Genomic DNA, 12,598 nt, shown 5'->3' with positions numbered 1-12,598 from the left:
GCGTCGGCCTCTGCGGCGGGGGCCGCCGGTGCGGGCGGGGCGCGGTTCTGCAGGAAGGCGGGCGCGTCGCTTTCGCCGCCATCAGCATCCCGCAGCACCGGCGAGGCGCGCTGTTCGCTGCTGGTCAGGGGCGCGGCCTGTTGAGGCTCGATCACCGCCAGCGGATCGCGGGCTTCGCCGCGTGGACGATCCTCACGCCAGCGATCGCGGCGGCCTTCCGCGCGCGGTCGCTCTTCACGCGGCTTGTCGTCGCGGGGGCGTTCTTCTCTGGGCCGCTCGTCCCTGGGCCGTTCATCACGGGGCCGGTCGTCGCGGGGCCGCTCATCTCTGGGACGCTCGTCCCTCGAACGATCGTCGCGTTGGCGGTCATCGCGCGGGCGGTCGTCACGGGCGCGGTCATCCCTGGGACGCTCGTCGCGCTGGCGATCATCTCTGGGCCGATCGTCGCGTTGCCGATCATCGCGCGCCCGGTCGTCACGAGGCCGATCGTCGCGGGCCCGGTCGTCACGTGCCCGGTCATCCCTGGGGCGCTCGTCACGCTGGCGATCATCGCGGCTCTGCCAGCCGTTGCGGTCGTCGCCGCCGTCGTTGTTGTTGTTGGCTTCCTGATCGCCGTTGTCGCCGTCGCCGCCGTTCTCGTCTTCGAAGTCGATGTCGAAGGCGCCTGAACCGAACTGGTCGCGGCCAAGGAACTCGCTGGCCGGACGTTGCGGGTGGATGGCGCGCAGCAGCCGGAAGTAATGCTCGGCGTGCTGCAGGTAGTTCTCGGCCAGCACGCGGTCGCCGGCCGAATGGGCGTCGCGCGCCAGTTGCTGGTACTTCTCGAAGACGTGCTGGGCGTTGCCGCGGACCTTCACGTTCTCGGGCCCGTTGGAGTCGAACGCGCGGTTGGCGTTCTGCTGCGGCTTGCCGCCACCACCGCCACCACCGCCGCCCCCGCCACCGCCGCGGTTACGCCCGCGCTGGCGCTTCATGCCCTTGAAATCTCTCATGCGATTTTGACCGTCCGGCCTCTTTCCCGGCCCGCCCGCTTGGGCGGCCTGTGCCTGATTTGACGTCTGCGTCGGGCCTGGCCCGGACTACGTATCGAAGGCGTTAAGTTTCCCCGTCGTCCGCCCGGAAACCTGTTGCGGCGCGCCGGCCAAGCTGGCGAGGCGCCGGCCGGAGCGGCTGTGCGTCGCGAGACGCCCGAACCTGATGCACCAGCGATTTGGGTGGAGACAGATTCCTGATGTAACGACTCAGTCGCGGCTTTCCAAGGGCTTTTTCGCGCCGGTCACCACTCGGTCGCGCAGCGCCAGGTCGGGCCGGGTGGCGACATCAGCCGCGCCGGCGGCGCGGAACAGCGCCTCCACCGCCACGCGCTGGTCGTACCCGATCTCCACGGCGAAACGGCCGCCAGGCTTCAGCACCCGCAGGATCTCCGGGGCCAGCAGGCGATAGGCGTTCAGGCCGTCGGGCCCGCCGTCGAGCGCCAGCCTCGGCTCGTATCGCTTCACCTCGGGCTCCAAGGTCTCGATCTCGGCGGTGGCGATATAGGGCGGGTTGCAGACCACCAGGTCGAACTCGTCGCTGGCCAACCCCTGTGTCCAATCGCCGCGCAGCAGCGCGCAGCGCGAGGCGAGGCCAAGGTGTGCGGCGTTCTCGCGGGCCACCGCCAGGGCCTCCTCGGACACATCGACGCCCAGGCCGCGGGCGGCGGGGCGTTCCGACAGCACCGCCAGCAGGATCGCGCCGGACCCTACGCCCAGGTCCAGCACGGAGATTCGCGCCGCCGCGTCGGGGAACGCCTCCATCACCGCGTCGACCACGCTCTCGGTGTCCGGGCGCGGGGTCAGGACCCGGTCGTTGACGTTGAGCATGATCTTCCAGAAGCCCTTGCGGCCGAGGATCTGGCTGACCGGCTCGCGATGCTCGCGGCGGGTCAGATAGTCCTCCAGCCGCACCTCCTGCTCGTTCGTCAGTTCGCGGTATGGGTCGGTGACGATGTCGGTGCGCGTGGCGTCAGCCGCCGCCTCCACCAGCAGCCGCGCATCGATGACCGGACCGGCGAGGCCGGCGGTCTCAAGGCGCTTCTTGGCGCCGCTCCAGGCCTGGATCAGGTTCATGCGGCGGCTTCCGGACAAGGCGGGTTGCGCGCGGCGCTTGGCCACGGCATGGCGCCGTGTAGCCCCAACCCGCGGGCCGCGACAAGCGGAACGGCATAGAGGATTGTGGGTTCAGGCCCCATGGTTCGCGGGCGCCGGCGCGCGAGGGGGATAGGTTGGCTGAATCGCCGAAGTCCGCACCGCAGGCCAGCCCCGGGCGACGCCTGGCGTCGCTGTTGATCGGCGCTGCGCCCTGGCTGCTGCTGGCGGCCGGCGCGGCATTCTGGCGGCGTACGCCCAAGCCGAAGCCGGGCCTCAGCACGCAGATCGAAGCGAAGATCCCCGAGACCTATGAGCGCCTGGAGCCGGGTCGCGGTCGCCTCGCTAACGCGCCGCACCGCATCCCGTTGCGCGGCTGGCGCGACGTCATGTGGCGCACCTACCGCGAGGTGTCGCAGGACCGGCTGACCGTGGTGGCCGGCAGCGTCACCTTCTACAGCCTGCTGGCGATCTTCCCGGCGGTCGGCGTGTTCGTCGCCCTCTACGGCCTGTTCGCGGACGTCAGCCAAGTGGAAAGCGAACTCACCCAGATCGGCCAGTTCGTGCCGACCGAGGCGCTGGCGATCCTCGGCGATCAGATGCGCCTGTTGGCGACACGCAAGCATACCGACCTCAGCGTCGCTTTCCTGATCAGCCTGCTGCTGTCGGTGTGGAGCGCCAACGCCGGGATGAAGGCGCTCTTCAACGGCCTGAACATCGCCTACGACGAGGAGGAGAAGCGCAATTACTTCAAGCTGAACGGGCTCACCTACGTGTTCACCTTGGGGGCGCTGGTGTTCGTGACCGTGGTGGTGTCGCTGCTGGTCGCGGCGCCGCTCTACATGCGGGCCTGGGGCTTCAGTCCGTTCGAAGTCCTGTGGGTGCCGTTGCGCTGGCTCGCGCTGCTGGTGTTCACCGCCGGGGCCTTCGCCTTCGTCTACCGCTTCGGGCCGTGTCGGGCGCACGCGCGCTGGCGCTGGGTCAGCGCCGGCGGGATGTTCGCGGCCCTTATGTGGCTGGGCGGATCGCTGGGCTTTTCCTGGTACGTCAATCACATAGCCCACTTCGACGTCACCTACGGCTCGCTGGGCGCGGTGATCGGCTTCATGATGTGGATCTGGTTCTCAGTGATGGTTGTGCTGATCGGCGCCGAGCTGAACGCCGAGATCGAGCACCAGACGGCGCTGGATTCCACCACCGGGCCGGCGCAGCCGATCGGCGCGCGTGGCGCCGCCATGGCCGACAGCGTCGGCCTGGCCTTCAAGCTGAACGTGAAACAGGACGCCACCCGCATCTGGGGCGACGTGCGCCGGGTGACCGGCAGAATCCGCGGCAAGCCCGCGAAGGCGCTCAGCGGGCCGCGGCCGAAGGGCTAGCCGAACTCGTCTTCCAGCGCCGCCAGCCGGGCCGCCTGGTCCTCGGCGATCAGCGGCTTGATCACGTCGTCCAGAGCTTCGCCTTCCAGCACCTTAGGCAGGTTGTAGACGGTCAGGTTGATGCGGTGGTCGGTCACCCGGCCCTGCGGGAAGTTGTAGGTGCGGATCCGCTCAGACCGGTCGCCCGACCCGACCTGGCTCTTGCGGCTCTCGGCCCGCTCGGTGTCGAGCGCGGTGCGCTTCTGATCGTACAGGCGCACCTTCAGCTCCTTCATCGCGCGCGCGCGGTTCTGGTGCTGCGACTTCTCCGAGGAGGTCACCACGATGCCAGACGGCAGGTGGGTGATGCGCACGGCGGAGTCGGTCTTGTTGACGTGCTGTCCGCCCGCGCCGGACGATCGGTAGGTGTCGATGCGCAGGTCGGAATCGTTGATCTCGATCTCCACGTCCTCGGGCTCCGGCAGGACGGCCACGGTCGCCGCCGAGGTGTGGATGCGTCCGCCGGCTTCGGTCTCTGGCACGCGCTGCACCCGGTGGACGCCGCTCTCGAATTTCAGACGGCCGAACACGCCGTCACCGGTGACCGAGGCGATGATCTCCTTGAAGCCGCCCATGTCGCCCTCGGACAGGCTGTCGACTTCCACGCGCCACCCCTGCAGCGACGCGTAGCGCTGGTACATTCGAAACAGGTCGCCGGCGAACAGCGCCGCCTCGTCACCGCCGGTGCCGGCCCGCACCTCCAGGATCGCCGAGGCGTTCTCGTCGCGGTCCTTGGGAGCCAGCAGCAGCGCCACCTGATGTTCGAGGTCCGGCAGTCGGGCGTTCAGGGCCTCCAACTCGTCGCGGGCGAGGCTCGCCATATCGGCGTCGCCGGCGCGGGCCATCTCCTCCAGTTCCGGCGCCTCGCCGCGGGCGCGGGCCAGCGCCTGGGCCGCCTCGGCCACTGGGCGCAGTTCCGCGTGCTCCTTGGACAGCCGCACGATCTCGGCGCCGTCGGAGGCGGCGGCCATCCGCGCCTCGATCTGCTGGTAGCGGTCGAGAACCTGTTCTAGGCGGGCCTGGGGCAGTCGCACGGCGTCACGTCGCAGTTGTCGGGGAGGCCTCCTCTAGCCCCTCGCAGGCCGCACGACAAACACCGGCCCGACGATCGACCGCCGATCAGGCGCGCACGCCGCTCAGGTCGGCGGAGCCGAAGGCGCCCAGCTGCACCTTGCCGGTCATCGCATCGCCCGTGACGGTCGCCGCGAATTGCAGCTCCATCGGCATCGGCTGGGTGATCTTGGCGTTCCAGGTCAGGTTGTCGCCGTCGATCTTGCCGGCGATGTCCTGCTTGCCCATCGGGCCGTCGACGACGCCGGTGAAGCTGTCGCCCGCAGTCGTGATGGTCGCGTCGAGCTGCTGGGCGCCCATGGGCGTGTTGATGGTGATCTTCCAGGCGCCATCTGCCGACATTGCATATTCTCCGCTAGGGTGCCGGACACCTAATCCTGGCCGTCCGGCAGGTGCAAGCGACGCCTATTCGGCCGCTTGTAAGGCCGCGGCGCTTTCTGCATCGATCTGTGCGGCGCGCGCCTCGACGAGCTGGACGATGTGGTCGACCATCGCGGTGTTGTCCAACTTGTGATCGGCTTTGCCGGCCAGATAGACCATGCCCGCGCCCTTGCCGCCGCCGGTGAAGCCCACGTCGGTCAGCAGAGCCTCGCCCGGGCCATTCACCACGCAGCCCATGATCGACAGGCTCATCGGCGTCGAGACGTGCGCCAGGCGTTCCTCGAGCGCGGTCACCGTGGCGATCACGTCGAAGCCCTGCCGGGCGCAGGACGGGCAGGCGATGATGTTCACGCCTCGGTGGCGCAGGCCCAGCGACTTCAGAATGTCGAAGCCGACCTTGACCTCTTCCACCGGATCGGCGGCCAGCGACACGCGGATGGTGTCGCCGATGCCGGCCCACAGCAGCGAGCCCAGGCCGATCGAGGACTTCACCGTGCCGGAGCGCGCGGCGCCCGCCTCGGTGACGCCCAGGTGCAGCGGGCAGTCGAGCTGTTCGGACAGCATCTGGTAGGCGGCGACCATCATGAAGGCGTCCGACGCCTTCACGCTGATCTTGTACTCGTGGAAGTCGTGGTCCTGCAGGATCCGCGCGTGGCTCATGGCGCTGTCGACCATCGCCTGCGGGCAGGGTTCGCCGTAGCGCTCCAGCAGCTCACGCTCCAGCGAGCCGGCGTTGACCCCGATGCGGATCGAGCAGCCGTGGTCGCGGGCCGCCTGGATCACTTCGCGCACCCGGTCCGCCGAGCCGATGTTGCCGGGGTTGATCCGCAGGCAGGCCGCGCCCGCCTGAGCCGCCTCGATGGCGCGGCGATAGTGGAAATGGATGTCGGCGACGATCGGGACCTTGGCCGCCTTGACGATCGTCGAAAGCGCCGCGGTCGAGGTTTCGTCCGGGCAGGACACCCGCACGATGTCGCAGCCGGCCTCCTCGAGTTGGCGCACCTGATCGATGGTCGCCGCAGCGTCCGCGGTCAGGGTGTTGGTCATCGACTGGACGGTGATCGGCGCGTCGCCGCCGACCTCGACCGAGCCGACGCGGATCTTGCGCGTGGGCCGGCGCTGGATCGCCCGCCACGGGCGAAGATGGGTGGCGTCCTTGAGGGTCATGTGCGCCGCAACTTAAGCCGTCAGGGGTCGAAAGCCAATATCAGCGGCCGGCGACGAACCCGTGACGGCCTACGTCAGGACCTATTGGGCGAACTTGCCGATCGGAGTCTGGGCGGCCGGCAGCAGGCCCTTGGTCTGGCCGCCGACGAACACCTGGAAGGCTTCCGGCTCGGAGACGTCGACCGTCAGGCCGGCCAGCGCCGGAGCCCGATAGGACTCGCCTGCCGCGAGCTGGCGGGCGAAGTACACGGTGCCGTCGGCGCCGCGCACGATGATCGAGGCTGGCTTGCGGGCCTGCAGCACCACGGGCGAGGTCTCGGCCGGGCCGCCGTAGACGGCGCCCTGGGCGGTGAACGTGGCGGGGAGGGGCTCCGCCGGGACCGCTTCGACCTTGGGAGCGGCGGCCGCGGCGGCCTTCTTGGCTTTCAGCGCCGCCTCGGCGGAATCGGCCGAGCCGTCGCCGGCGGCTGTGGCGGCTTCCAGGCCGGGGGTCTCGTAGAGCGGCGGCGTTGTGGATTCGATCGGCGGCGGCAGGGGCGCGCCCAGCGCCACGGCCGCGCTCTGCGGCGTGCTGGGCGCGGTCTTGGCCTGCGCCGTCGCCGCCACAGTGACGGCAGCCGGCGCGGTCGGTTCGATCATCAACCGCTGCACGACATTCCACAGCACGATCGCCGCGACGATCAGCGCGAGGGCCACCGCGCCCAGCATCAGGCGCGGGTCGCGGCCCTCCTGCACGCCCAGCGGCTCGCGCAGCGCCTGGTCGGGCGCGGGCTCTTCGGTGCGGAAGCGTTCCACCGCCGCCTCGCCGTCCAGCCCGAGCGCCCGGGCGTAGGCGCGGATGTAGCCGATGGTGAACGGCCGCGAGGGCAGGGCCTCGAGCCGGCCCTCCTCGATCGCGGCCAGATAGGCGCGCCGGATGCGGGTGTCCTCGGCCACGGATTCCAAGGACAGATGTTGGTGTTCGCGCACAGCCTTCAGCGCACTGCCGATGTTCGGGCCGTCGCTGAGAGTCGGTGTCAAGGTTGCACCAGAACTCGCCGAGCGGTCTCCGTCATGGACATAGTCAAATTCTGCGACATGACCGGTATCGAGCGGCATGGTTACTCACCGTCTTCGTTGACGCGCAAGGGTGGTTGCACGAGACGACGCCCCGACTCGTCGACGACGAGCCCACCAATACTGTATTGTGGATAACACTCTAGCATGCGGATTTCAATGCGCTATTCGGTCACGGGCGATCCGCGGGGCGCTAGATCGCCAAGTACAGTTTGCGCGCTAAGGTTTCGATTTCGTTTCTAACTGAGCCTGCCGATGTTTTCAGCAGACTTGATACTCCGCGCCGGGCAGCTTCGCGGTCGCAGGACAGCACCATTTGCTTCACCGGACCGACGCCCGCAGGCGGCATCGACAGTCGTTCGAAGCCCAGCGCTACAAGGGCGAAAGCCTCCAGGGGCCGGCCCGCCATCTCCCCGCAGACCGACACCGGCGTACCGGTTTCGGCGCACGCCACCTGGATCGCCTCCAGCGCCCGCAGCGCCGGCGGCGACAACGGATCGTAGCGGTCGGCCACCCGCGGATTACCGCGGTCGGCGGCGAATATGTACTGCATCAGGTCGTTGGTCCCGACCGACACGAAGTCGGTCATCGGCAGCAGGGCGTCGAGGTGCCACACCAGCGACGGCGCCTCGATCATCGCGCCCACGTCCAGGCGTTCCGGCGCGGAGCGGCCGCGACGCTCGGCCCAAGCCACCTCGGTCTCGACCAGCGCGCGCGCCGCGCGGAACTCGTCGACGCTGGTGACCAGCGGGAACATGATGCGCAGCGGCCGGCCCTTGGCGGCGGCGATCAGCGCCCGAAGCTGCAGGCGCAGCAGGGCGGGGCGGTCCAGCCCCATGCGGATCGCCCGCCAGCCCAGCGCCGGGTTGTCCTCGCGCTCGGCTTCCAGGTAGGGCAGCACCTTGTCGCCGCCCAGGTCCAGGGTGCGGAAGGTCACCGGCATGCCGTCGGCGGCGTCGAGCACGCGACTGTACAAGGCGGTCTGGGCGTCCAGCCGGGGCAACTCCTCGGCGACCATGAACTGGAACTCGGTGCGGAACAGGCCGATGCCCTCGGCGCCGGTCTCGCGCAGGATGTCCAGGTCGACGTCCAGACCCGCGTTCATCAGAAGGGTGATCTTCGCCCCGTCGCGGGTGAAGGCCGGGGTGTCGCGCAGGCGGGCGAACGCCGCCTGCCGCTGGGCGCGGACTTCGATGCGGGTGCGGATCGCGGCGACGACGTCGGGGCGCGGGCGCAGATAGGCCTCGCCGGATTCCGCGTCGACGATCACCGGATCGCCCTCGCTCACCCGGTCGCGCAGGCCGGGCAGGCGGCCCACGGAGGGAATGTCCAGGGCGCGCGCGACGATCGCGGCGTGGCTGGCGGCCGAGCCTTCCTCAAGCAGCAGCCCGCGCAGCTTGGTGCGGTCGTATTCCAGCAGGTCGGCGGGGCCCAGGTTCCGGGCGATCAGGATGGCGTTTTCGGGCAGGTCGCGGGCTACGTGCCCGGCGCCCGAAAGGTGGCGAAGCAACCGATCGTTGAGGTCTTCGAGGTCGTGCAACCGTTCGCGCAGATAGGGATCGCGCGCCTGGCCCAGCCGCGCGCGGTGTTCGGAGCGCACCCGCTCGACAGCGGCCTCGGCGGTCAGGCCGTTGCGCACGGCGTCCAGCAGGCTGCGGTTCCAGCCACGGTCGTGGGCGAACATCCGGTAGGTGTCGAGCACCTCATACGAGGCTTCCACCAACCCGTGCTGGCCCTCGATCATCACGTCGACCTGGGCCTGCAGCCCGGCGATCGCCTTGGTCAGGCGCTCTTCCTCGGCGACCACGTCGTCGGCCAGCAGTTGCGACGGCGTCACCGGCTGTTCGTGCAGGACGGCCACGCCGTAGGCGACGCCGTCGGAGAACTTGGCGCCCTTCAGCCGTTCGGGCCGGTGCGGAGCGAGTTCGACGCCCTTCAGCGCCTCTTCGGCGACCAGCTCACCGCCAGCGACCATCTCGGCCAGCACCATGGCGATGATCTGCAGGTCCTCGACCTCGTCGTCGGTGTAGATCCGCTCGGTGCGGTTCTGGACGACCAGCACGCCGATCGCGCGCCCGCCGCGCAGCAGCGGCACGCCGAGGAACGCATGGTAGGGGTCTTCGCCGGTTTCCGGTCGGTACGAGAAGGCCGGATGGTTCGGCGCGTCGGCCAGGTTCAGCGGCCGGCCCTGACGCATGATCTCGCCGACCAGGCCTTCGCCGAGCTTAAGCCGGGTGACGTGAACGGCGTTGACGTCGAGGCCCTCGGTGGCGAACAGCTCCAGCTCGCCGGACGCGCGACGCATGTACAGCGAACAGACCTCGGCGACCATCGAGCCGGCGATGACCCGCACCACCATGTCGAGGCGCGTCTGCGCCGGACCGCCGCCGGCCAGGGCCTCGCGGATCTGGCGCAACAGGCTTCGCTGGCCGCGAACGGCGATGCTTGGAATTGCCATGACCGCCCTCCCTGTTCTCCTTCTAAGCCCTAGCAGCTTAAAGGATTCCCGCAGACCCAATATGACCACCAACGGGCTGGTTCGTCAGCTTCGCGCCCGTTGTTTCGTCCGCCCGCCCGAACATCGGCGCATCAATGCGCTGCGCCGGGCGGAAGTGAGGCGCGTAAAGGCGAAATCTGGGGATGCGCTTCGAAGTTCCCGCCGCTCAGGCCCGCGCCATGGCCGCCGCCAGCGCCGGGATCGTCGTGAACACCGCGAGCTGCACCGTCACCAGCCGGCGCACGCGGGCGATCTCGGCGGGCGCCGGCAAATAAGCCTCGTCGCGCTTCAGACGCCCACGCCAGCGGATGAATGTCACGGTTGGCGCAATCGACAGCAGGCCGACGACCACGAAAGCCGCCATCTTCGCCCAGAACCAGTGATTGTGCGTGTAGTACTCAGCGCCCTTGATCCCGAAGAACACCCGCGCGACGCCGACCGCGATCACCAGCCCCGCCAGCGCGCCATAGTGGGCGTCGATCCTCGCCAGGCGTCGCACTTCGCCACCGTTCAGCACAGGGCGCAGCATCACCAGTTCGGCGACGAGGACGCCCAGCAGGCTGAACACCAGCAGGTGGTGGCCGATGGCGAGCAGGAGGTCGTCATGACGCCGCTTTCCGTCCAGGAGCACCAAGCCTAAGAGCGCCGCGCGGCCGTGGTCAACGCGCGGGCGTCAGCGGCGGATCGAAACGCCCGCCTCGGTGTTTTCCGTCCCTGAAACGCCATTGAGGGACCACCGATGCCCCAACTCAGCCTGCCTGACATCTCCAAGAAGATGAAGGACATCGACTTCGTGATGTTCACCACCCGCACCCAGGGCGGCGAGCTCGCGGCCCGCCCGATGAGTAACAATGGCGACGTCGAATATGACGGCGATTCCTGGTTCTTCGCCCTGGACGACGCCCGCGTCGTCTCCGACATCCGCCAGGACGCCAAGGTCGGGCTGTCGATGCAGGGGAACAAGGGCCTGCTCGGCAAGCCGCCGCTGTTCCTGTCCATCGAAGGCCAGGCCGAACTGATCCGCGAGAAGGCCGCGTTTGAAGAGCATTGGACGCACGACATGGACCGCTGGGCCAAGCAAGGCGCCGACACCCCCGGTCTGGTGTTGATCAAGGTGCACGCCACCCGCGTCCACTACTGGGACGGCGAGGACGAGGGCGAGATCGTCGTCTGAACGCATCGATTGACGACCGGCGGGGGGCGCGCGAGCGTCGCCGCCATGCCGCCGGCTTTCCACCCTTTCATAACGCGCGCATCTCTCGCCGCCGACCTCGGGCGGCTGGGCGTGTGCGCCGGCGACGCGGTGATGGTCCACGCCGCCATGCGACGCGTCGGACGACTGTTGAATGGGCCCGACGCCCTGCTTGGCGCGCTCCTCGACAGTATGGGGCCGGCCGGGACGATCCTCGCCTACGCTGACTGGGACGCGCTCTACGACGAACTTCTGGACGCTGACGGCCGCGTTCCGCCTGAATGGCGCGATCAGGTCCCGCCCTACGATCCCGCCGCCTCGCGCGCCGCCCGCGACAATGGCGTGCTCGCCGAATTCGTCCGCACGACGCCCGGCGCCTTGCGCAGCGCCAATCCCGGAGCCTCGATGGTGGCGCTGGGTGCGCGTGCGGAGTGGTTCACCGCTGATCACCCGCTCGACTACGGCTACGGCGAGGGCTCGCCGCTGGCCAAGCTCGTCGAGGCGAATGGCAAGGTCCTGATGGTCGGCGCGCCGTTCGACACCCTGACCCTGCTGCACCACGCCGAGCACCTGGCGCAGATCCCGAACAAGCGCGTCCGTCGCTACGAGGTCCCGTTCGCTGCGCCGCACGGCGTCGAATGGCGGATGGTGGAGGAGTTCGACACCTCCGACCCTGTCGTCGGCGGCCTCGCCGACGACTATTTCGCGGACCTGGTGCGCGGCTTCCTGGCCAGCGGCCAGGGCGTGCAGGGGCTGGTCGGCGAAGCGCCGTCGCTGCTGGTCGACGCCGCCGCCATCTGCGCCTTCGCCGTGGACTGGCTGGAGCGCGAGGGCCGGCGGGTGAGCGGCCTCTAAAGCTGTTCCAGCTCGTACGCCGCGTGCAGGGCGCGTACGGCGAGTTCGGTGTAGGCGGCGTCGATCAGCACGCTGATCTTGATCTCGCTGGTCGAGATCACCTGGATGTTGACGCCCTTTTCGGCCAGCGCGCCGAACATGGTCTTGGCGACGCCGGTGTGACTGCGCATGCCGACGCCGATCACCGAGACCTTGGCGACGTCCTCGTTGACCTGCACCTCCTCAAAGCCGATCTGGGCCTGGGCGGCGCGCACGATCTCCACCGCACGCTGGGCGTCGCGCTTGCCGACCGTGAACTCCATGTTGGCCGTGTCCCGAGTGCGGGCATGGCTCTGGACGATCATGTCGACATTGACGTTGGCGTCCGCCAGCCGGCCGAAGATCTCCGAGGAGACGCCGGGATGGTCGGGCAGCCCGAACAGGCTGATCTTGGCTTCGTCGCGGCTGTAGGCCACGCCGCTCACGATGCGCTTTTCCATGATCTCTTCCTCGTCGCAGACGATGGTGCCTTGGCCGGGCGCTTCCCCCGGCTCCACGAAGCTCGACAGCACGCGCACCGGCACGCCCTGGGCCATGGCCAGTTCGACCGAGCGGGTCTGCAGCACCTTGGCCCCCAGCGAGGCCATCTCCAGCATCTCCTCGTAGGAGATCTTGTTCAGCTTACGGGCCTTGGCCTCGATGCGCGGGTCGGTGGTGTAGACCCCGTCCACATCGGTGTAGATGTCGCAGCGCACGGCCTTCAGCGCGGCTGCGATCGCCACGGCGCTGGTGTCCGATCCGCCGCGCCCGAGCGTGGCGACGCGGCCCGCGCGGGTGACGCCCTGGAAGCCCGCGATCA

General features: G+C 69.1%; 12 protein-coding genes. 3 read left to right on the top strand and 9 right to left on the bottom strand.

Annotation, left to right across the window (positions count from 1 at the left end; translation table 11 throughout):
- On the bottom strand, positions 1-992 hold a 992-nt coding region (locus tag Q8M88_RS11295; protein WP_305597255.1), incomplete at its 3' end, for a DUF4167 domain-containing protein.
- 249 nt (positions 993-1,241) lie between these two features.
- Complete coding sequence (gene prmC / locus Q8M88_RS11290) at positions 1,242-2,108, bottom strand: peptide chain release factor N(5)-glutamine methyltransferase (protein ID WP_305597254.1); 867 nt, start codon at positions 2,106-2,108, stop codon at positions 1,242-1,244.
- A 155-nt stretch (positions 2,109-2,263) separates the two neighbouring features.
- On the opposite strand from prmC, the gene Q8M88_RS11285 reads away from it, so the two are divergent.
- A complete protein-coding gene (locus Q8M88_RS11285; RefSeq protein WP_305597253.1) occupies positions 2,264-3,502 on the top strand; it encodes a YihY/virulence factor BrkB family protein in 1,239 nt (412 codons plus the stop codon).
- On the opposite strand, the gene prfA is transcribed toward Q8M88_RS11285, so the two are convergent.
- The 6 genes from prfA to Q8M88_RS11255 form a co-directional block, all read right to left on the bottom strand.
- Positions 3,499-4,575 (bottom strand): peptide chain release factor 1, encoded by a 1,077-nt coding sequence (gene prfA / locus Q8M88_RS11280; RefSeq protein WP_305597252.1) that lies wholly within the window; start codon positions 4,573-4,575, stop codon positions 3,499-3,501. The genes Q8M88_RS11285 and prfA overlap by 4 nt on opposite strands.
- Before the next feature lie 85 nt (positions 4,576-4,660).
- Positions 4,661-4,954: a hypothetical protein gene (locus tag Q8M88_RS11275; RefSeq protein WP_305597251.1), complete on the bottom strand. Its 294-nt coding sequence runs from the start codon at positions 4,952-4,954 to the stop codon at positions 4,661-4,663.
- 63 nt (positions 4,955-5,017) lie between these two features.
- Positions 5,018-6,160 (bottom strand): flavodoxin-dependent (E)-4-hydroxy-3-methylbut-2-enyl-diphosphate synthase, encoded by a 1,143-nt coding sequence (gene ispG, locus Q8M88_RS11270; protein ID WP_305597250.1) that lies wholly within the window; start codon positions 6,158-6,160, stop codon positions 5,018-5,020.
- Positions 6,161-6,241: 81 nt separating this feature from the next.
- Entirely contained in the window at positions 6,242-7,180 is a 939-nt protein-coding gene (locus Q8M88_RS11265) for a helix-turn-helix domain-containing protein (protein ID WP_305597249.1), read from the bottom strand.
- 229 nt (positions 7,181-7,409) lie between these two features.
- Positions 7,410-9,674 (bottom strand): phosphoenolpyruvate--protein phosphotransferase, encoded by a 2,265-nt coding sequence (ptsP, locus tag Q8M88_RS11260; RefSeq protein WP_305597248.1) that lies wholly within the window; start codon positions 9,672-9,674, stop codon positions 7,410-7,412.
- A gap of 205 nt (positions 9,675-9,879) precedes the next feature.
- Entirely contained in the window at positions 9,880-10,344 is a 465-nt protein-coding gene (locus Q8M88_RS11255) for a DUF2214 family protein (protein WP_305597256.1), read from the bottom strand.
- Between the two features lie 108 nt (positions 10,345-10,452).
- Here Q8M88_RS11255 and Q8M88_RS11250 point away from each other — a divergent pair, with 108 nt between their 5' ends.
- Complete coding sequence (locus Q8M88_RS11250) at positions 10,453-10,887, top strand: pyridoxamine 5'-phosphate oxidase family protein (protein WP_305597247.1); 435 nt, start codon at positions 10,453-10,455, stop codon at positions 10,885-10,887.
- Positions 10,888-10,896: 9 nt separating this feature from the next.
- On the top strand, positions 10,897-11,760 hold the full coding sequence (gene aac(3), locus Q8M88_RS11245; RefSeq protein ID WP_305597246.1) for an aminoglycoside 3-N-acetyltransferase: 864 nt from the start codon (positions 10,897-10,899) through the stop codon (positions 11,758-11,760).
- On the opposite strand, the gene Q8M88_RS11240 is transcribed toward aac(3), so the two are convergent.
- The coding region (locus Q8M88_RS11240) for an aspartate kinase (protein WP_305597245.1) at positions 11,757-12,598 on the bottom strand (842 nt) is incomplete at its 5' end. The two genes, aac(3) and Q8M88_RS11240, sit on opposite strands and share 4 nt — an antisense overlap.

Origin of the sequence: Phenylobacterium sp. (assembly GCF_030693805.1) — a bacterium.
Classification (GTDB): domain Bacteria; phylum Pseudomonadota; class Alphaproteobacteria; order Caulobacterales; family Caulobacteraceae; genus Phenylobacterium.
Note: the sequence above shows the minus strand (reverse complement) of the source record. Positions and strands in the feature narration are given on the sequence as shown.